General features: G+C 46.1%; 14 protein-coding genes. 10 read left to right on the forward strand and 4 right to left on the reverse strand.

From position 1 onward, the window contains the following. Positions 1–279 precede the first annotated feature (279 nt). Positions 280–2,772 (forward strand): S-layer homology domain-containing protein, encoded by a 2,493-nt coding sequence (locus GON05_RS18815; RefSeq protein ID WP_157320865.1) that lies wholly within the window; start codon positions 280–282, stop codon positions 2,770–2,772. A gap of 416 nt (positions 2,773–3,188) precedes the next feature. Here the strand turns inward: GON05_RS18815 and GON05_RS18825 are convergent, their stop codons facing one another. Further along, positions 3,189–3,956, reverse strand: coding sequence for an SDR family NAD(P)-dependent oxidoreductase (locus GON05_RS18825; RefSeq protein ID WP_157320869.1), 768 nt, complete (start codon positions 3,954–3,956; stop codon positions 3,189–3,191). A 66-nt stretch (positions 3,957–4,022) separates the two neighbouring features. Next, positions 4,023–4,805 (reverse strand): SDR family NAD(P)-dependent oxidoreductase, encoded by a 783-nt coding sequence (locus GON05_RS18830; protein ID WP_157320871.1) that lies wholly within the window; start codon positions 4,803–4,805, stop codon positions 4,023–4,025. Between the two features lie 218 nt (positions 4,806–5,023). On the opposite strand from GON05_RS18830, the gene GON05_RS18835 reads away from it, so the two are divergent. The 8 genes from GON05_RS18835 to GON05_RS18870 all read left to right on the forward strand — a co-directional run bounded on the left by GON05_RS18835 (position 5,024) and on the right by GON05_RS18870 (position 19,852). Continuing rightward, entirely contained in the window at positions 5,024–7,240 is a 2,217-nt protein-coding gene (locus GON05_RS18835) for a helix-turn-helix domain-containing protein (RefSeq protein WP_157320873.1), read from the forward strand. A gap of 261 nt (positions 7,241–7,501) precedes the next feature. Next, on the forward strand, positions 7,502–8,440 hold the full coding sequence (locus GON05_RS18840; protein ID WP_157322208.1) for an ABC transporter permease: 939 nt from the start codon (positions 7,502–7,504) through the stop codon (positions 8,438–8,440). Positions 8,441–8,457: 17 nt separating this feature from the next. Further along, positions 8,458–9,333: a carbohydrate ABC transporter permease gene (locus GON05_RS18845; protein ID WP_157320875.1), complete on the forward strand. Its 876-nt coding sequence runs from the start codon at positions 8,458–8,460 to the stop codon at positions 9,331–9,333. Positions 9,334–9,375: 42 nt separating this feature from the next. Further along, the gene (locus GON05_RS18850) at positions 9,376–11,049 is read left to right on the forward strand and encodes an extracellular solute-binding protein (RefSeq protein WP_157320877.1); all 1,674 of its coding nucleotides are present in this window, start codon (positions 9,376–9,378) and stop codon (positions 11,047–11,049) included. A 116-nt stretch (positions 11,050–11,165) separates the two neighbouring features. Next, positions 11,166–16,223, forward strand: coding sequence for an OmpL47-type beta-barrel domain-containing protein (locus GON05_RS18855; RefSeq protein WP_157320879.1), 5,058 nt, complete (start codon positions 11,166–11,168; stop codon positions 16,221–16,223). Between the two features lie 128 nt (positions 16,224–16,351). Beyond that, positions 16,352–17,668, forward strand: coding sequence for a spore germination protein (locus GON05_RS18860; RefSeq protein WP_157320880.1), 1,317 nt, complete (start codon positions 16,352–16,354; stop codon positions 17,666–17,668). 26 nt (positions 17,669–17,694) lie between these two features. Further along, complete coding sequence (locus GON05_RS18865) at positions 17,695–18,795, forward strand: GerAB/ArcD/ProY family transporter (RefSeq protein ID WP_157320882.1); 1,101 nt, start codon at positions 17,695–17,697, stop codon at positions 18,793–18,795. Next, positions 18,785–19,852 (forward strand): Ger(x)C family spore germination protein, encoded by a 1,068-nt coding sequence (locus GON05_RS18870; RefSeq protein ID WP_157320884.1) that lies wholly within the window; start codon positions 18,785–18,787, stop codon positions 19,850–19,852. The genes GON05_RS18865 and GON05_RS18870 overlap by 11 nt, the downstream gene beginning before the upstream one ends. Positions 19,853–19,890: 38 nt before the next feature. On the opposite strand, the gene GON05_RS18875 is transcribed toward GON05_RS18870, so the two are convergent. Next, complete coding sequence (locus GON05_RS18875) at positions 19,891–20,070, reverse strand: hypothetical protein (protein ID WP_157320886.1); 180 nt, start codon at positions 20,068–20,070, stop codon at positions 19,891–19,893. A 164-nt stretch (positions 20,071–20,234) separates the two neighbouring features. On the opposite strand from GON05_RS18875, the gene GON05_RS18880 reads away from it, so the two are divergent. Further along, positions 20,235–20,774: a cupin domain-containing protein gene (locus tag GON05_RS18880; protein ID WP_157320888.1), complete on the forward strand. Its 540-nt coding sequence runs from the start codon at positions 20,235–20,237 to the stop codon at positions 20,772–20,774. Positions 20,775–20,780: 6 nt separating this feature from the next. On the opposite strand, the gene GON05_RS18885 is transcribed toward GON05_RS18880, so the two are convergent. Then, positions 20,781–22,124: a hypothetical protein gene (locus GON05_RS18885; protein WP_157320890.1), complete on the reverse strand. Its 1,344-nt coding sequence runs from the start codon at positions 22,122–22,124 to the stop codon at positions 20,781–20,783. Positions 22,125–22,178 lie beyond the last annotated feature (54 nt).

Consider the following 22,178-nt stretch of genomic DNA (forward strand, 5'->3'; position numbering starts at 1 on the left):
TTTACTAGTATAAAATGAAAAGCTCTTATCTGCAATTGCGGAATCTAGGCGCCTTAAGCCCTTAGAAAAGGTTGATTCAGCCTACTATTTTAGTTGAAATCGCTTACAATTCCTTGGTTCATCTTACTATAATTTCTATGTAAGCTTGTAACTAACATCAGAAAGGGGGCGGATAGGATCATATATCTGGATTGATTTGGATCGTGTACCAAGAACGAATTGTCTAAGGTCAAGGTTATGCAATCGTATTGAAATTATGGGATAAGAAGGTGTGCGTGAATGAAGCGGCTTTTATCATTATTGTCTTTCGTCCTCATTAGCTTAACTTTAATCCCGGTTACCCATGCGGCGAATGACACCGTCACTGGGAACCGAACTTCAATGGTACAACAATCAGAGAAATTTAACGATTTAAGTGATTTACCGCAGGATATCCTAGACAAATTTGACGTTTTGATTCAAGATCATGTATTTGACGGCGTCTCGGACCATTCGTTTGGATTAAACGAGAAAATGAATCGGGCTCAGTTTGCCAAGGTTGCTGCGATGATCTTTGCACTGCCGATTCCTCCAACGGGTACACAGTCGTCGTTTGCCGATGTGCATGCGGATGATCCAGCTAATGGCTATGCCCTTCCCTATATTGAAGCCTTAAAAACAGCCGGTCTGACGAACGGATCCGACGAGAGTGGCAAGCTGTACAACCCGGCGGGTCAAGTAACCCGTCAAGAGCTGGCTGCATTCTTGGTCCGCGGGCTGAAGTGGCAAGATTCCGGGGTCACGCTGGCGACGGACATGACCGTAGACGACTGGGCGAAAGGTTATGTTACGCTGGCGATTCAAAATAAGCTCATGACGAACATCGCCGTCGGAAGCTTCGGAGGCAGCGCCCCCTCTACGCGGAAGACGCTTGCGCTAGCCAGCTTTGAAGCGCGGCATGCCTTCCAGACGCATGCGGTACCTGCCCCAGGCAGTTCAACCATTACGGAGAACTTACCTCCTGGCATTACGGTGCTGCCAACAAAGATCGAGCTGGATGAAACCGCTCAACTTAGTGTTGGGGATCAGTATTATGACGCCAATGGAAAAATCTCGACAATGGGCCAACCGCCGGTGATCGGCCTGAAAGTGACCGGACCGAACAATTACGAGTTTACACTGAGCCAAATCGAAACGCTATACAGCAGCGGATATTTGGATATCTCCGCTTCAGGCGGCCTTGTGCTCGATAACCCGGTGATCGGTCAAAGTTATGCCGGACTAGGCAAAATTGTCGTTAAGGAAGTCAAGTCTGAAGGAGAATCTTCCATCACGGCCAGCCTTACACACATTGGTGATGCAACCGCGAGTAAATCTTATAAGATCTCACCGATGCGCACTCCCTCAAGCATTGAGGTCAATACCAAAGATATGGTTGTACTCGCAGAAAATGAGCAGCCTCAAGGGTTTGTTTTTACCATAAAAGACCAATTTGGAAAAGTATTTAATGCGGCATCCCCGCTCGATCGTACTCCGTACATGATTGAATATAAACTCGAACGGGTTTCCGGTGAGCCTAGTTTGCAAAGTGCCGGAGGCATTTTTGAAACTCCTTGGGACGAGGTAAGCGCCACCGACACCACCGACTCCGACAATCACGTCCTGACTTGGCAGCTGCCTGTAGACAAAAGCGGTGATTTGAACAAATTTATGTTCAAACCAACCCAGAAAGCAGTAAGTCCAAATGGCTCGCATTACACAATTACAGCAAGTGTGATTAATAAAAATACCGCTGAGTCGATCACCTCGGCAGCTTCTACTTTAGCGATATACAACTGGAAGGATTACGATCCTTTCATGAAGTACGAGCTGGATATGCTGGATGATCATTTTGCTGCAGGTAAATATTTGTTCGAGCGGAATTTAATTGGCAATGCGAATGATGTTGCAGCTATGAATTCGAAATTTGCTTATTACGGCAAAGAAATCAACATCATCGCAACGGACGACAAGAACAGAAGAATCGATATTACGAAGGTGCTCAAAGACGATAAAGGCAAGCCGATTTCGATCATTCAACAAGTCTCAGCCGATGCAGACGATTCTATCCTGGCAGCCCCAAGCGTAAATACATCAGGCATTCCCGTGTATAAAGCTTATGGGATCCAGCCGACGGAATTGTTCAACGTCAACGTAACTTTTTACACTCCAGGCGGACCCAAAACACTGACGAAACAACAAGTGACCGTCGATTTTGCCGAGCCTGTAGCCAAAGCGGTAGCGATGAAAAATACGACGCTTCAATTTAACTTGAACACCGTATATACCATCCTCAAGGCGGACGGAAAATCGGAACAAATCAAAGGCTCTGACTATCTTGCGAGTAACCCATACGTGTGGGAGTTTTTAAAATTTAGCGACAATAATGGTCAGAGTGTGAAAACCGAAAGCGGCTTCTTTAAATATTTTATCCAGGCAACGGATCAATTCGGGTATAAATATCAGAATACCAGCGATGGTCAACTCGCGGATTTCATCCATAACCTCGATATCCTGAAAGTTCAAATTACCATTGATACGGATAACAAATATCCGCCGAAATGGAGCGTAAAAGACGAGACATTGAAGGATAAAATCTGGATTGATGACCAGTTCCGGCTTCATTATGAGCCTGCTGCCCGGAATGCTGATGGCTCATTTGACTATTCAAAGAAAAATTTGCAAAGCTTCAGTATCGAGCTTATTACCCCTTCCATGCAGCGGTCATGGTGCACCGTCACATTAAGTAACTAAGGTATACCTGCTGCGTAAAAAGGCTTATTCCGCTATGTTAGCTGCTGCGCTGCCAACTGGCTCTGGGTGTGAGACGCAATCTCACACTTAAGTTCTTCAGTAGCGCTGAATTCGCAGCACGCTGCGGTTTCTCACTCCGCGAAGGGAATTCCAGGGCGCTATTTCTTGGAAATGCGCCCTTAGAAGCGCGGAGGGGAACTGGGGCTCTTATTTCTTATTGTTTGGCTAAAAACCAGCCAAATGTGAAGAAATAAGACCTTGTAGTTCCCCTACATTCGTCAAACCCTCGCTATTCGCCGAAATAGCGGACCGTAGTTCCCTTTTTCCCCCTGATGGCAATCATCTTGCTCCACTCGCTTGTCTTCGTCAGATAAAAAGAAACGGCAGCCTCAACACAGGCCGCCGTTTCTTTTCTTTCAACGATATATCGGAGCCCCCAACGGTGCCGATCTCGCTCCCCCGTCAACGGTAATTTCCGCACCCTGCACGAATGAGGAGTCATCGGAAGCCAGAAACAGTACCGCGTTGGCTATCTCCTCCGGATCCCCCATTCGGTTCAGCGGAATGGTACGCGCTTGAGCTCCCTCAAGCTTCGCGGTTTCTTCCGGTGTCGATTTTTTCCAAATCGGAGTGCGAGTTGCCCCAGGCACCACGGTATTCACGCGAATACCCCGCGGCGACAACTCGGTGACCAACACTCTTGCCATGCTGCTGATAGCTCCTTTACTCGCCGCATAGGCAGCCCTTCCCGGCGCGCCGTCCGTTGCGCGTGTCGATCCGGTCAAGATAACCGATGCCCCTTCCTTTAAATACGGCAAAGCGCATTGTACCGTGAAGAAGGAGCCTGTCACGTTAATTTTGAGAACTTCTTCAAAGACGGAAAATTCTGTGCCGCCTAATGGTGTGGCCGATGAAATGCCGGCATTCGCATATACGATATCCAGTCCTCCAAAAGCTGCGACGGCTTGGGACAACGCCTTATCCATGCTTGCAGGGTCCGTTGCATCCGCTTGAAAGGCCAGAACACTCGGGCCAAGCTCTTCGGCCACCTCGTTTAACGTAGTTTGATTTCGGCCCGTAATCACGACTTTTGCACCCTCAGCAATGAACAGTTTTGTTGTGGTCAATCCTATCCCGCTATTGCCTCCTGTAATTAATGCCACTTTGCCATCAAGTTTTCCCATTTCACTTCTCCTTTGTCTACTCCATGGAACCGATATGTAAATCCACTCTTTACCTTCTATCGATGCTTACCAAGCGGAAGCACCACCATCGACTGCGTAGTTGACACCTGTGATATAGGCCGCACGATCAGAAGCTAGAAAGGCCGCGAGCTCCACGATCTCTTCAGGTTGACCGAATCGCTTGAGCAGTGTCTTGCTGGTTATTGCATTCCTGGCTGCTTGGTTGTCGCCAAGGTCACGGTCACTGGCCGGTGTCAAGACAGGTCCGGAGCTGATGGCCACCGCGCGAATACCATGGCGAGCCCCTTCCAGCGCAAGCTGTCGCGTCATGCCGATAACCCCTGCTTTCGCTGCACAGTGCGCGACCATCGGCGGGGTCTCGCCAGCGATCATACCGGCCACGGACGCGATGTTGATGATAACTCCCCCACCCTGCTTGACCAAATGCGGCCATGCGAACTTGGACACGAAGAAGGGGATATCCAATTCGCCGGTTATGGTCGTCCGCCAGTCTTCGATAGAGAAATCCGGCATAGGACCGAAACGCTGCATGGCTGCGTTATTGTAGACCACATCAAGTCCGCCATAAGCGGCTACAGCATTTTCAACTAGCTGCTGAACCTGTTCGGGAATCGTGAGATTAATCGGCGCGATACCGGTCATCTCACCGCCGGAACGACGCACGAGTTCAACCGTCTCGTTATTGGCATCAACTTGGATATCGCACCCGATGACCTTTGCACCCTCTCGCGCAAAAGTCTGCGCCGCGACACGGCCCATACCACCACTAGTGCCTGTGATCAAAACGATCTTCTTGTCAAGTAATCCGCTTGATTGCTGACTAGTCATTAAATCTCCTCCTATATTTGTTAAACTTCTGCAGCATTTAATATTGTGTAAAATCCCCCAATTCATTCATTGGACAATCTGTCGATGTCATCAATCGTATTCACGAATACAAGCATGATCCGTGTTGATTTGGCATATAACGTACGACAGTGAGCGCATTACAACGTGGTGGAAGCGTAATTACATGGCATTATGTATTACTTTTGAGGAGCGTTTGTATGACAAAACCATGGTTTTATCGACTTTTGTTCTCGTATTTGCCTGTATTTTTTATGATCACCTCCGTCCTCATTGTGCTTATTATTCTATCCATCAGCCACTTGTCCAAAAGAGAAGCTGAAAATGCAAATCAAACCTATGCTTTACATATCATGCAGTCCGTGGATTATACCTTGAAAACGATCGATGAGTATGTCATCAAGGAGCTTCAGACTAATCAACGGATCGACCAGTTCTTTGACAACAAATTGGAGGGAAATCCCTATTACTCCGCCTACGAAGTTACAGAATTAATTCGGGGGATGATGAATTACAACAAGTTCATTGATTCCGTTTATTTTTACCGGGCTTCTGATCAAATGGTGATTAGCCCCAACACGATGATAGCGGCAGACCGCTTTGGAGATACAACGTTTATCGATGAAATGATCAAGAGCTCTTCGCAATATGAACTGACAAATCAACGGCAATATAAAGAATTTACCGAGATGGATCAACGCAAAGTCGTCATTTCGCTAGTACGAAAGTTCCCACTTTTATCCGGGCAAAAAGGCATCATTGTAGTCAACATCAGTATGGACGCTATTGTTGGAATGATCAGAGATATGTCTAATTCAAAAATCAGCTTCATCCAAGTCTATGATCCCGCAGGGAATCAGCTGCTGGCTTCCGGAAATGGGCATGCGATTACAGGATCTGAACTGACCCGCATCCATTCCAACTATACGAACTGGGAATACCGCAGTGGACTTAATGATCAATATTTGTATACCTTTACTTCTGTGTTCTCCTATGTTTGGATCGGATTGGGACTGGTTATGATTGTTCTTGGCGGTGTCTGGATGACCTATGTGACCCATCGTAATTACAGGCCCATTCAATTAATAATGTCGCGTATCCATGCCATCTCCGACCTCCAATCGATGAGTATCGACGGTAAGAAAAAAGATGAATTCCAGTATATTGATCGAGCCATCAGCAATTTCATGGAATTATCCAACCGTTATGAGAAGCAGCATGAGGAAGATATCGTATTTAGGCGGAGGCATTTTTTCAAAGAGTGGCTGGAGGGCAGCCGGACGGTCGAATATGAGGACTGGAAAGTCGAGATGAATCGACTGCACTTGCCTACCGGCTTCGGTCGGCTTACTGCGGCAGTTATTGAAATGGATAAATATATGGAAATATGCCGAATGTTTTCTCAGAAGGATCAAGAACTGCTCAAATTTGTACTAAGCCGGGTCGTTTATGAAACAGCTGAATCGTTTGGTCTCACGGTTTGGGCCGAATGGATGGCTACACACAGGTTAAGTGTTGTGATATTTACAGATGAGGATGTTAAAAACAGTGAGAAACAGGCAGCCAACTTATGTGAAAACATTCGCTCCTGGGTCGAACAGCATCTGCATTTCCGCATTACGCTCGGTGTAGGGCATGTGGTCGGACAAGTACAGGAACTGGTTCATTCCTATGAGGCAGCCACCCATGTACTCCGCTTTAAATCAACTTTAGGAACGAATCGAGTGCTATATCACTGGGAAGCCGAGGCATCCACGGAGAAAGAAATGTATAAACATCTGCCTTTGATCAAATCGCTGGCTCAATCGTTTCGTTTGGGGGACGAGGGTTGGAAGCCGGCGTTGGAACAATTTTTCAGCGAATTAAAGGTCGGGTTATTATCCTACGATGAGATTCGCAATCTCATGAATTACTTCGCTTATCATTTACACCGGGAGATGGTCGAGCTCTCAGCCGAGCTGCAGGAGTCCATACAAATTGCACTTCCTCAGCTCCATGATGCCACTCAACATTTCGATACAATTGAAGAACTATATGCCAGTTGTTTTCATTTGTTAGAACAAGCCTCTCAGCGGATGGCCGATATTCGTGAAGTCAGGAGCAATCATGCCGTCATGCGCCAAATTCGCACCTATGTGGAGACACATTATGCAGATCCGGAGTTATCACTTTCCTCGCTAAGTGAGCAATTTCAGCTGCATGCCTCACAGATCAGCCGTGCCTTCAAAGAGGAATTTGGGGAGAAGTTCGTTGATTATCTTGTAAAAATACGAATGGAACAAGCGCAGCATTTGCTCCAAAGCAGTCGTTACTCCGTACAGGAGATCGGAGTTCAAGTCGGATACACGCATGCCATTTCATTTATTCGCGCTTTCAAGAAATTTACGGGCGTTACGCCTGGCGATTACCGGAAGTAAGCGTTGCAAGGCCATTTTATCAAGAAATGTCTATCGTTAATTGTTGTATATTCACCTTTGCACTAATTCACGAAAGCCTTGTACAGCAAGGGATTCAAAAGAGTTTACTCCCTAATTCATGTATATTGAGAAGGATGGCGCTTCTAGAGTACATTGATTCCATCGACGGCAAGGTAGCATGGGATGGTTCAATAAATACTCGAAAGGAGGTGCCGCACAATGCCGCATACACCGCTGGACAATACGCAAACAGTCCCCATGATGACAGCTCACAGATCTGCCCGCCATAAGGCCAAGTTGCTGCAGCCCCGTCGACGTCTCAAACAAAATATGCCTTTATTAATAATGTTTGTCCCAGTCATTGCTTACTTTATGATCTTTCGGTACTTTCCAATTTTAGGTAACCTCATTGCGTTCAAAAACTATAACTTGATGGAAGGCATCTGGGGAAGCCCATGGGTTGGCCTCAAACATTTCAAGACACTTTTCACCCAACCCCAGACTTTGACGATCATCCGTAACACGGTCACTTTGAGCTTATTAAGTATTATCGCCGGGTTCCCTTTCCCAATTATTATTGCCATCCTACTGAATGAAGTTCGTGCCATGCGCTTCAAAAAGATTGTGCAAACGCTGATCTATGTACCTCATTTCTTTTCATGGGTTATTGTCGGAGGCATTGTCGTTACGATATTCTCCCAGCAATCCGGTATCATTAACAAGCTGCTGGAGCTATGGACGGGTCACACCACTGCTTTCTTGTATCAGGAGCATAGCTGGATAGCGATCTTTCTCGGTTCCGGGATCTGGAAGGAAGCCGGTTGGGGAGCGATCATTTACTTGGCGGCTCTTACCTCCATCGATACACATCTGTATGAAGCCGCTAGCATCGATGGAGCTTCTAAATGGAGGCAGATCTGGCACGTCACCCTGCCCGGTATTCGCAGTACGATTATTCTCATGCTGATTCTGAGTATGGGCAATGTCATGGAAGTCGGCTTTGATCACGTGTACACCCTCCAAAATGCAGCTGTTTCGGATGTCTCAAGTGTCATTAGCACCTATATCTTTATCGTAGGTGTTCAGGGAGGACAGTTCAGTTTGACTACGGCTGTCGGGTTGTTTGAATCTCTGGTCGGCTTCTTCTTCGTCGTCCTTGCGAATCAACTGGCCCGTAAATTCGATCAAGGACTGTGGTAAGAAAGGAGCCTCCCTTCATGAAACCAGCATGGGATGAGAAAATCTTTTATACATGCAATTATATGTTTCTGGGACTTGCAGCTTTAAGCTGTGTTCTTCCCTTGCTTCACATCATTTCTCTGTCGCTGAGCAGCTATCAAGCGATTGTTTCCGGGCATGTCTCCCTCTGGCCGCAAGGCTGGACCATGGAAGCGTATAAGGCTTTATATACGGGCACGAATATGGTAAAAGCTTTCCGCAATAGCATTGTGATTACCGTTGTAGGCGTTGTGCTCAGCATGTGTTTTACGATCATGGCGGCTTATCCGTTAGCCAAAAAATATTTCTACGCACGTCGTTTTTTCACACTGGCTATTGTATTTACCATGCTGTTCGGGACGCCATTAATTCCTCTTTTTCTGATTGTGAAAAGTCTTGGCTTATTGGATACTTACGGCGCCATCTGGATGCCCGGACTGATCAGTGCATTTAATATGCTCGTGCTTCGGACCTTCTTCATGAACGTGCCTGAGGAGCTTGAAGAAGCAGCGCGTATGGATGGTTGCGGTGAATGGCGGCTTCTCACGCGTATCATTCTCCCTCTATCCCTCCCTGTTTTGGCAACGTTGACTTTATTTTATGGCGTCGGATATTGGAATTCCTTCTTACATGTCCTCATGTTTATCAATGACAGCACTCGGATGAATTTGGCGGTCATGATTCAACAAATGGTCGCCAGTCAATCCATACTTCAAGAGCTTAACTCCGTAAGACCGGATGACCTGCAGCAAATGACACCGGAATCTATCAAAGCGGCCGGCGTGATCGTACTCATTGTGCCTATGCTCATCGTCTATCCTTTCTTGCAGAAGTATTTTGTCAAAGGGGTTATGATCGGCGCGATTAAAGGATAAGTCGGAAGACCTTGAAATCGAATTATCTAAGGGGGTATTTCCATGTTCATGGTACCAAAGGGTCATCGGAAAGCCATACTTGCCACACTCGTCTGTGCCGCCGTTTTGGCAGGCTGTTCCACACCCAAAGTTGACGATCCAGGTGCATCATCAAGTCCGAATGCGACGCCGGGAGCCGAGTCTGCGCAAAGAGGAGCGATTAACGTTTCCGTCTATGATCGGGGAAATATCCCTCCGGAGGAAGGCAACTGGGATAAAAATCGTTGGGTGGATTGGATCAACAAAAATGGTCCCGTCGATGTGAAATATACACCCGTCCCGCGCTGGGAGTCGTTCCCGAAATTTAATGCCTTGTTTGCCTCAGGAAGCGCACCGGACTTGATTCTGGAGTACGATGCCAATTACAGAAACAGCTGGTATTCGCAGAAACTATTGATGCCGATTGATGAGATGGTTGACAAATACAGTACGACCTACAAACAAATTCTCGAGAAGTATCCGCTGCTGCGTAAGATTGGAACCAAGGAAGACGGTAAATTGTATGAAATTGGGCGCTTGAATGTCGTGGCTCCGCATCATCGTCTGTTAATCCGTGAGGATTGGCTCGAGAAACTGAATCTGCAAGTCCCTACAACGACCGAAGAATTATATAATGTGGCCAATGCCTTCGTGAACCAAGATCCGGACGGCAACGGTAAAAAGGATACGTTCGGTATCAACCTGAGCGGTGTCGGCTTCTCCGTGATCAGCCATATCTTCGGGCGTTCGATTGACTGGGCTGAACAAAACGGTGCTTTCGTCCATGATTGGGACCGTCTTCAAGCGTCTGTCGAATTCCAGAAACGTTTGTTTGACAACGGTTTAGTCGATAAGGACTTTCTTACGGATAAGAACGGACAAAAGGCAATCCAGGATTTCATGAATGGAAAATTGGGGATTTTTGCAATCGACAGTGCCTGGTTTACCATCTCGAACTATGAAACGTTGAAGAAAAACAACCCTACGGCGAAGGTCATTCCCATGGCATTACCGAAAAGCCAGTTCGGCCAGTTCAGCCCGATTATCAGCACACCTGTGCAAATGGTCGGTGTCGTCAACGCCAAAGCCAAAGATCCGAAAGCCATCATGCAGTATATCGACTGGATGGTGGATCCAGAGCACGCCAGCTTGCTGAAAAACGGTATCGAGGGTACGCATTCACAAAAAGGCTCGAATGGCTGTTTGCAGCCTATCGACACGGAGAAAAATAAGAAAGAGCTTTACACCGATGATTTGAACATGATGCGATCTGATCTGCTGCTCGGCAAATGCGCGGAAGTGTATCTCGTGAATCTTCGCCCAGAAGTGCCTACGCAGAAAGAGCTGCTCGATATCAATCTCAAATCCAAAGAAATTTATATCAATAAAGATCGTCCGGTTCCTTCGCTCGGTAACGACTTCCTGCCGGTTTTGCCGGATGACCTGCAAGCGATTGTCAAAAGCACAAGCAAGTCCAACAATATCGACAAAGGTGATATTTGGCTGAAAGCTTTGGTTGGCGGCTCCGGTTACACCGCACAGCAAGCTGTGAAAGATGCCAAAGATGTCTGGGAAAAGGCCGGCGGCAAGCAAGTCGATGATTATTATGCCAAATGGTACGAGAACAACAAAAGCAAAATATTTAGTATTGATGATTTATACAAATTCGCTGAGCAATCTCAGAATGAATTGAAATAGAACGAAGGAGTAGCGGTGCTCTTGGGTTTGCAGTTCGGAGCACCGCCTATACATGACGTGGACCCCGGATAGGATTAGGGAATCCTATTGATCATCTCATTCATTTGGAGGTAATTATGAGATCCCTACACAAGTCAAAACTCCTTGTTTCAATCCTTCTGTCGGCAATCATTGTCTCGCTGCTCCCTCTCTTCCCTGCTTACCGTGCCTTCGCTGCGGGAACAGGTATCACCCAGGATTATTGGAACAATATTCCTGGCGGTAAAGTAGAACAAATTCCTGTAAAAGCGCCTCCTTCTGGTTCCAGGATACTCACCAGCTTTGAGACACCCAATAATACCGGTGATCTGTATGGTTCACGCGTTTATGGTTTTCTGACGCCGCCGGTCAGCGGTGGTTACACCTTCTGGATTGCTGCGGATGACAGCTCCGAGTTATGGCTGAGTCCGGATGGCGATCCTGCGCACAAAGAGAAAATCGCATGGAACACGGTTTTCGCCAAGCCCAGAGAATGGAACAAGTCTCCTACTCAGAAATCCGTGATCATTCCGTTAATAGGCGGCAAGAGATATTATATCGAGGCTCTGCACAAGGAAAACACCTCGAATGATAATCTGGCTGTCGCATGGCAAGGTCCTGGAATAACCCAACAAGTGATACCAGGCTCTTGCTTGACACCATTTGTGCTGCCTGATGCACCAACAAATCCCGTCCAGGACGACACAGCAAACACATTCGGGTGGACGCCTGTTCCCGGTTATTCGGATCTGTCCGCCTATGAATACAGCATGGATCGCGGCAACTCGTGGCAAACGGTATCCATGAACCCGCTCCAGCTGGAGAATATCAATTACACAACCGGACAAATTCAAGTTCGGTTAAAGGAGACGTCCGCGCAGCCTGCAGGAAAGACTCTGTTTTCAACTACCTTCTACACACAAATTAAAGCTGCAGAGCCAACTCCTGCGTATTCGTTGCTTTGGCGGATAGGGCTTGATGATCAGCTCTCTTCTGAATTTAGCGATTACAAATCATCTCCTACGGAATCCATTAATCTCCCTTCCGACTGGGCGACCCGCTCAGATTGGAGCTCGATATCCAAAGGCTTAAAACTCAGTCGCAACGGTACAATAGTGATTACTTACAACTTAGACACAATTCCGGAATACGGTGTACAATTCAGCTTCAGGAGCTTGGATGCCTATGTTTCCGTTCCGCAATTAGCTGTCTTTTCCAATGATACAATGGCCGGATTAATCCAGATTGTCGGCCTTAGCGGAGGAAATACGAATCGAAAATTCAAAGAAACTTATGAGCTGTATATTCCTAAGGAAATGTTAAAGGTTGGACCTAATGAGCTGAAGCTCTCATTGGATCGTGGTTTGTATGCCGGAACGGCAGGCGACGAATTCCATTGGTTTGAATGGGATTATGCCAAACTTGAGGCTTTGATTGCTCCAGCAACGGAACCCATTCACGGCCGGTATATTCGTCTGGGGACGGCGTTAGTATCGCATGTGTTGAAAGACCGTGACTTGCAAACGATGGAAGTAACGAAGTGGCTGGGGCTTGCCTACAGTGGAAACGTCATACGCAGCAGCCAATTTTCGCGTGAATGGCTGACAGCCCTGCGCGATTTGAATTTAGCCCCTGTGCTGCTGCCATTCGGAACCTACATCAAAGACCCGGAGCTCTCGTCCGGCGTTATTCCGGAGAAGCTGAAAGAGTACTATAACAATCTCATTGCAGAAAATGGAGATTTGTTCGAATACCTGGAGCTGGATAATGAACCCGGTGTGTTCAACAATGCCTTTGCCGCTGACTTGGCGCTGGCCAAGTATGTTAGCGAGCAAAAGCCATTGTTAAACCCATGGTTGAAAGCGGTTTCTCCAGGTTGGGCCTACTGGCCTTCCAAAGGCATTCCGGATGGCTGGGAGCGAGATCCTGCCTATCGCAAGCAAATCGAAGATTACACCGATATGACCAACGGTCACAGCTATACGTTAAGCGGCATTTCAAGCGGTGAGGGCGGCGCTCTTGTAGAAACACAGAAAACCTTTCCTGATTATCAAGGGGATGGACTCGCGAAACCGATGATGATGAGTGAAACAGGGGCTAATGATTTTCATACGGACAATAACCGGTATGACACTTTCACCCATCGCTTCGCCTCCATCTTCGATCGGGAAACGCGCAGCACGATTGGTTATCTGGATTACATTATGCAGCATGCCGCCTACTTCCGAGAGTACAGCTTGCTGAAAGAAGATATCGAGATGAATGCCGCTGATGATGAGGAAGCATGGATGAATGCGAGCGATCCCGATGAAACGCGATTGAAAATTTTCCGCCGCTTGGCGCTTGCCTACAGCACGCATGGCAAACCGCTCCCTTATGTGTATACCAATCAGAATGAGCTTGCCGGGAAAAAAGCTTACTTCCGTGCGGTGGATACATCAACGCTTGGTGTGAGCAGTACCGGAGCCAAATCCAACAAAATTCTGCTTAACTTTGTTAATTTCGAAACGACTCCGGTCACGATGAATGTGCACGTTACCCTGCCTGCTAATGTTCAGTATGCGGCAGAACGTTTTGGTGCAGGCAACACATATGCAGCTGCTCGCAGTTTTAGCATCGTTGACGCCGCTTCGGGCGCACAGTTATCGGAAACGATTCAGCCCGGTGAAGCCGTTCAATACATCTTGACTACGTACGAAAATGCCAAACCGAGTACACCTTCGCTGCAAGCGCGGGCCGTTTCATACAAACAAATTAAACTGACATGGCAGCCCTCTACGGATAATGCAGAAGTGGCAGGTTATAAGCTATATGATAACAGCGTACTGCTTGCAAAGCTTCCTAGAGCAGTCACACGCTACACACATCAAGATGTGAGTCCTGAGAGCGCTCACTCCTATACGCTTATCGCTTATGATGATTCGGGCAATGAATCCGTGCCGAGCGCCCCAATTGCCATATCTTCCTTAACTTTACCTTCCTCCCCTTTTACAACGACATCTACGGGAGCTTTACATGTGGAATCGGAGCAAACGGAGCTGGAAGGTGTGACACATCATGGCACATTTGTCGGGATGTATTACACGCAAGGGAGAATGAATTTGCTGAAACCTCCCGTAAAAGCAAATACCAATTATATTCTTAAGCTCAAATATAGTGCTGCAGCGAATAAAAAGGTCAATCTCACGGTCAACAATCAGTTGATTCGCTCAATTGATTTGCCCGGAACAGAGCCTAACGTCTATACGACAATCGAATACAATGTCATGATGCCTGCAGACGTAAGCAATCTTGTTCTTTCCATCGTCAAGAGCACCGATAATGTATTTGCTTACTTCGATTGGTTTGAGCTGACGGAAGGCCTCTTGGATGAAACGCCTCAGAACCTGTGGACGAATGTCGTTCATTCCAGTCCGAATACGTATTACTCTTCTGCGACCTTCGCTCTCGGAGCAAATGGAGCGGATCTTCATGAAACGACAACACCTGGAGATTACGCAGCTATGGCTTTTAGAGGCACGGGAATCCGTTGGTATTCTGATATTGAATCTACTTTAGGAGTGGCAGATGTTTATGTTGACGATGTCATACAAGCAACGGTCGATTTGAAGACGGCAAACACGCAGGGTGCGAAGAAGCTGGTTTTCGAAAAAACAGGCCTCCCTATGGCAAACCACATCATAAAGGTTGTCGATAAAAACGGCCGTGTTATTCATCAATCGTTTGAATTTCTGAGCTTGGAACGCCAGCCCCTGACACCTGGCCCTGATTTGATCGTAACCGACCTTGGAACAGATCCAGCCAATCCTTATGCCGGGCAAACAGGCGTACGTTTCTATGTCACCGTGAAAAATGTAGGGCTTCTTCCCACCCCTGCCGGACAAATTACAGGAGCCGTATTCGGTTTGAACGGTGGTTCGTTCGGCTATACGGATACGTACAATCAATCCATTCCAGTTGGCGGCACTGCTACGCTGTATACGAATGCAGGAGGTGAAAACGGGTATTGGGAAGTGCCCAATGGAGAAGCTACCTACCAATTAAGCGTCAATATTAATGATATCGGGCGGTTCACCGAGATGGATCGTACGAACAACACCAAAGAGATTACGTTTCAGGTAACTAAGCGGGATGTCTCCCCTCCTGTGACCACGGCGACAGCGGACGGAGCAACAGGTTCAGGCACATTCAATAAGCAAAATGTGCAGGTCGCCTTTACAGTCGAACATCCGACTGTCGGGATAGGCATCAAGCGGACCGAGTTCCGCATTCTGGGAGGAGATGAGACTTGGCAAGCTGTCACGAATCAGCCCGTTACTTTCACCGATGATGGGATTTACCGAATCCAATACCGATCCATTGATACGTTGAATAACGAGGAAGTGCCCAAAGATTTGATTATAGGCATCGATAAAACGGCTCCAACTACCACTCATACCTCTTTAGAGGGCTGGCAGCGTACACCGCAAACCGTCACATTAGCGGCCTATGATACTTTAAGCGGCGTACAACAGACCTTCTATTCCCTAAATGGTGGAACGACAAGTGCCGGAACATCGGTTACCGTAAGCACTTATGGTGTGAACACGCTTTACTACTACAGCACGGATATCGCCGGGAATCAAGAAGCTGGGCACTCTGCCGAAGTTCGTTATGATCCTCAAGCTCCTGAAATCAATATAGCCGGTCCGTTAACGGTTTATTGGACGGATCCGATTGTCTTGAATGTTGGGATCTCGGATGCTTTAAGTGGAGTAGCCTCATCAATAGTTAAACTGGACGGCGTCGTTGTCAGCCCAAACATGAACCTTCAACCGCTTAGTTTATGGTTGGGTCAGCATACAATTGAAGTTACGGCATCCGACAGCGCGGGCAATACGATTGTACGTACCTATGTATTGAAGGTCATCATGGATCTGGATCATTTGGACGATCTCCTCCGGTTATTATGGAATTTAGGTTATTTCAAAAACCAAACCGTCTATAACAGCCTGCAGACAGCGGTCGCCGTGCTTCAGAAACTGGTGAACCAAAATCAACTGAAAGATCCGGCTTTCTTTGACGCTGCCATTAAAGACAGTAAATACGTGGACAGCGCGACGGCCAAGATGCTTCAGGATGCCCTGCTATTTTTACAGCAAAAATTTAGGAAGTAAATAGGAAATAAGGGCCTTTGTCCAAAGTTGCTTTTGGATGAACGGCCCTTATTTGATTGCTTGCATCATGCACGTGAAGGCTGAATAATTCCCAATTTATAGTAAACACTATCTCAGGGAGGTTAGCCATGAGCAATTTTTTGGAGATCATAGGAAAAAAAGCAGAGCTACACCGTGATTTGAAAATCGAACGGCTGCAACTCGGAGCGGAATCGATGTGGTTGGTTTACTATGATTCTGTTGTTAATTCCCAGGAAACTATTATGTTTATTTGGAACTCTGGCGTTACGTCCAACGTTTCCTACGACGATATTTGCATGCGATTGGTTGGCAAGCCATGGAGCCCTCAGGCGATGAGTGAGCTTCAACTGGGACGGGTGGTTTTAATTAATGCCACGGGTGAACAAGCATTCAGTTTTCAAGGAGTGCCTACTTCTCTTTCCCGATCTATTGAAAAACCCGAGAACGAATCGATGCCATTCGCTCCGGCCATCGCCTTCATGGAACCGTTAACCACGAATATTGGACTCATTAGAAAATCACTGAATTCGCCTTATTTAATTGCTGAAGGTTTTACATTTACAGGAGGAGCAACGAAAGAGGCGTCTTTGATTTACCATTCAGAGCTAGTCAATAAGGAACTGCTGCGTCAAGTAAAAAGTAACTTGCAGAATGCTTCAAACAGAGATTTACAGACGGGTCAAGACCTGATGGAAATACTCGGCTGCAGCCGTTTTGACTTGTTGTCACCTTTTTATAAAACAGAGATCCCTATGCAAGCAACCTCGTCCATGATGAAAGGCCGAGTCATCCTGTTGATAGATGGTGAGCCCGTCGCTTACGTGCTGCCCCTGTTATTTGGCGACTTTATTTCTATTCAGTGGGATAGACAACTTCCCTTGCTCATTATGTTTGCACTCCGTTTCTTACGTTTAATGAGCCTGCTAATCTCATTGTTGACCCCTGGACTTTATGTAGCTCTAGTCTCCGTAAATCCGGAAACACTGCGGATCGAACTTGCCCTCTCCGTAGCAAGCAGCCGAATCGGCATCCCGCTTCCTACCTTTTTAGAAATGGCTTTTTTATTAATCGTTAGCGAAATCAGTATTGAATCCACACAGCGGTTACCCAAAAGTATTGCAGCATCCATTACGGTCATCGGAGGCATCGTACTTGGAACAGCCATTGTCGATGCAAAGCTGGTCAGCAGTCTTGTTATCATTGTGCTGTCCATTTCCGTTACGGCCACCTTTGCTTTTCCTAATTACTTAAACACTTTGAATATCCGAATTATCAGAGCAGTTATCGTTGTGCTTTCCGGCATTTTTGGTGTGTTCGGTTTGTTCGCTGGTTTTATAGCGATTTGCTTCTACGTGTGTAGAATTGAATACTTTGGAATACCGTTTATGAGTTTTTTCGATTTCAAAAAATTAAGACAAACTTAACAGCTGAAAAGGAGTGACGCCAGCCTATGAGTTCTCGATGGATTTCTACGTTAACAATCCCCTTTTTTTTCATCGGATCTCATTGCAGTATCATATTTTTGCTCTTTCCAAGAGCGATGTTACATACGACGAAATATGGACATTGGGAACCAGCCATGATGTACATGCTTATTGAATTGATCCTCATGGTCATACTATTGAAAGGGCTGAACAAAGCAGGGAATCTGGATTATGCTGATCTGCTTCTTCCGCTTGGCAGATGGGTTAGTACCGTCCTGCTTCTTCCACTTATTCTCTATATACTCCTTATTGGCGTTATGGCCATTCGCGGCTTTGCTGAACTCATGATTATCGTATTCGTGGTCCGATCACCGTTAATTTCAATTTTGATATTACTTACTTCCATTACGCTACTTGGAGCTTCAATTGGACCCCGAGGTATCTTAAGAGCTAGCACTTTATTGTCATTTCTGTATTTCCCAGCTCTTTTATTTGCCCTATTGGGATGTTCCGTTAATGCAAGGTTGACCAACATCTTTCCACTTGTCAATACAAGCTTTGACTTTATGCAGCATTTTGAGTTCCTCGTTCCCTTATTTACGATCTGTCCTTTTCTTCTTCTGGGTATGCTGCCGCCTGTTATTAAAGTACAGTTGAAGCCGCTTCTGATTACAATGATTCCATTGACTGTGCTGTATGTGGTAATCATCTATATTCCCATGCTTGTATTTGGTGTCAACGCAGCAACATTAATGAATTTTCCACTGGTAACAAGTATTGACACAGTCAATCTGACATGGACCATATTTCATCGAATTTCATTATTTTATGCCGTCGCTCTGCTTGCTTTCGTGCTAGTCATCACCTCATATGCGCTTTGGGCCTCATCTGTGTTAGTTCACAAAATGATACCGGGATGGAAGGAAACTTATATTAGGCCAATCCTCTGCTTGCTTGTGTTTGTTACATCCGCGATGATTCCAAATTGGAGTACCTACGTGAAGATTTACGCATCCGATATCGGGTTTCGTATCTTTGTCTTCTTGGTGATCCCCATTGCTGTCTATCTCCGAGGTGGTTTCATTCAAAGATCGTATAGAAAGAAGGTTTTCAAAAATGATGCGTAAGCTTCAGACCGGAGCCCTGCTAATCACATGCGCAGTACTGCTAACCGGCTGTTGGGATATTAAAGACGTAAATCATCGGGTATTGCCCATTGTCATGGGGATTTCTTATGGCAAAGCCAGCAAATACAGAATTCATATTCAAATTCCATCACCTGAAAAGCAAGGATTATCGTCCAAGGTTTACTACAAAGAAGCCGACACGATCAGTAAAGCACTTACGGATATTGATACAGACATTGAAGCCGGCATAGATTTTATGCATGTACAATTTATCGTTTTTGATCGTAAGCTTGCAGAAGATGGGATTCAAGAAGCGATAGCCTTCATCACGAGAAGCCAGCAACTCCCTACCAAAGCGCTTGTAGCCATCACCTCGGAGGAAATTGGGGCTTTTCTGGCTCATACAGGTCGTGTCATCCAAACGGACGGAAGCGCACTCATGAACTTTTTCAATAAAAATGCAGGATGGAGTCCTGAAATTAATTTAGCTTATGTTTGGAAAATTTTTGGCGCCATGCACTCTGACACGGAAGATGTCACCATCCCCATTCTGCGATCTGGAAAATCAACAATGCTGGAGTTTCAAGGGTCTGCCGTCATGGCCAAGGGGAAAATGAAAGGGGAAATTAAAAAGGAACAATCTCTGTTAATCAACCTATACGAAGAATTGTTTCAAGGCTCTGTTGTTCAAGTAACGAATCGGGCAAGCGTAGCCATTGTAAAATGTAAAAACCGCATTCATACCGATTGGCGTGATGAACATCCCGTACTTCATATGAATATGCAGCTTTCCTTGCATCTTATTGAAAACAACGGCAATTTAAATGAAAAACAAATCGAGGAAGCCTTCGCCAAAGATATCAAAAAGCGATATGAGGAGCTCTTCAGTCAGCTCAAAACGATAGGATCCGATGCTTTAGGGACAGGGCAATATTTCAGGAACAAGCTGCCCTTCAATCAACTTGCGAACTGGCGTCAAGACTATTATCCTAAATTGGAAACTGAGCTGACAATTGGATGCATCATTACGAATAGCGGCGATGTATATGAAAATTAACTGTGTTCGGCAAATACACAATAGAGGCTTACTAGCCTCTATTTTTTTTGGCTATCCAGACGGTCCATGAGTCTTTTTCGACAATAGGAAGACCCAATATCTGCCACTCTTTTATTGCGAACATCCATCCTTTTCTCAATGAATCTCATCCATGTATCATCAGCGGTCCTTGTTGTATACGTACCCTTGTTCTTTTCATCGTGAAAATTGATCGGCATAAAAACTCCTCCCCAATTATTTTAATTTTGTTAATTGGCTGAGCGTATTGACGATACACATTTGGAAGGGATACCATGAAGCTGGGATGCCTCTTTTTCTTGGAAATACGACGAGGAATGACTCCCTGCGTTAGCTGACTTTGACCATGAATAAGGAGGCTGTCATGACAACTCTTGACAGACAAATAACGAATCCCCGCAGCGGACAACGGATGATTTTCCGTACGACTGGGAAAGAGACCAATGGTGCCTTGTTGGAAATTGAAAGCTTTAATCCGCCCTCACAAGAAAGAGAACCCGAACATATTCATCCGAAGCAAACAAGTTCATTAGAAGTGATTTCCGGTAAAATCCACTTCTGTATGAACGACGAGATTCGCATTCTAGGACCAGGAGATCTCTTGGAAATTCCTGCGGGGGTCCCTCATTACTTCTGGAATGAAGACGCTGCAGAAGCACATACGATTCAAAAGTTTACGCCTGCACTGGAGATTGAAGGATTTTTCCGTACCTATTTCGCTCTTGCAAGAGACGGTAAGCTTAACGCAAAAGGCACGCCTAACTTAGTCCGTATGTCTCTTCCTATGCTCAACTATCAGAATGAAATTCAGGTGGTAAATCCTCCATGGTCTGTGCAGAAAACCGTCTTCACTATCCTTTCTCCCCTAGCCAAGCTGCTTGGTTATAAAGAGAAATATGAGTAATAACCCCTATAGAAACTCAACAGTAAAATACTGCGCTATTTTATTTAGATACCACTGATCCTTCGTAATCCATGAACCGCCGGACGGCATATAAGCTATGAAATTTGCCAATGATTGAGAGCGATCCTCGATTTCCAATGCCTCCCTTGCTTCAGAGGAGGACATCGTGCTGTCCATATGAAAGGCAACGACACCATGAATATATAGATCCTTACTGCCATTTTGCATGGAGAAGATCATGTTTGTACTGTACCCTTCGACATGCGTATGTTTGGCAGGTGTATCACGGGTTGGATTGTTACGCCCGGCATTCCAGTTGTTGTGAACCATGTTGACATACTTATCGAGCGCTTCATCTGTGGCTTGCTGATGTATATATACCTCCGGCTTTGGTTCAGCGTTGAAATCCGCCTCTAAGCTCTCGATACGCCGAGAGAGGAACGCTAAGTTGTCCGACACTTCCTTCAAAGGGAAGGCGCCTAAATCCTCAGCTTTTACAAACAGGAACGTATTTAAATAATCTTGAAGCTGAGGAGCCAGTCGAGCAAGCGTTGCATCTTGTGCGATTCGGCTGTTCAACCTTTTCACCTCTTGAAGAATGTTCTTCGAGAAGTCCAGAACGTAAGACTCCATCTCTTCAATGGCGGCCATATCTATAGTCAAAAGCGAATCAGGCTTCGATAAAGAGGCCATCGCATAGTAATTCAGTAGCTTTGTTTTCATATCACCGGGAAAAATGTGCATGTGCGTTCGCAGATCTTCCAAGCGCGGCAGTATATCTTCCTTACTTGTATGATCCTCAACTGCATCATAAAAAATATCCGTCTCCCCGTCGTCATTGGAAACCGTTGGGTCTAGGTACAGCTTTTGCAGGACATTGCTCGCAAGTTGGCTGATTTGGTCTCGGGACTGCTCCCATTTATCTTTCGCTAACTGCACGGTAAAGTCCGCTTCATCTATTTCCTGCTCCAATATCGCATTAAACGTAGAAGGATTCACCCGTGCATTTGCTTTGGCCGAAAGGATTTGGCTCTTCATCCCGATCAGCTCGAAAGCCTGCAATAAATCGCTTGTTGTTGCGCTGCGCTTCAAACTATCGCTGTACTGGGCTACTAATTTTCGTTGAATAGCAGGCTGCCCAATCGACGTGGTTGGCGCTGCCACCTGCTGCGACATCATACGCGCCACTTCTTTATTGCCAATTGTTCTCTGAAGCTGCAGAACAGAGGAGGCATTCATCGGCATACGCATGGAAGAAGATGGCTGATCCGCCATTTTTGAAGATGTAGACTGCTTCTCCAACGAGGTACTGCTCGCTCGGGTTGATTTCGAAGATGCATGGGCTTGCATACGGTTTCGAGCCTCCTTAGTACTGATTAACAATGAATCTGATATTAATTATAG

The sequence above is a fragment of the Paenibacillus anseongensis genome (assembly GCF_009757995.1).
In the GTDB taxonomy this organism is placed as follows: domain Bacteria; phylum Bacillota; class Bacilli; order Paenibacillales; family NBRC-103111; genus Paenibacillus_E; species Paenibacillus_E chondroitinus.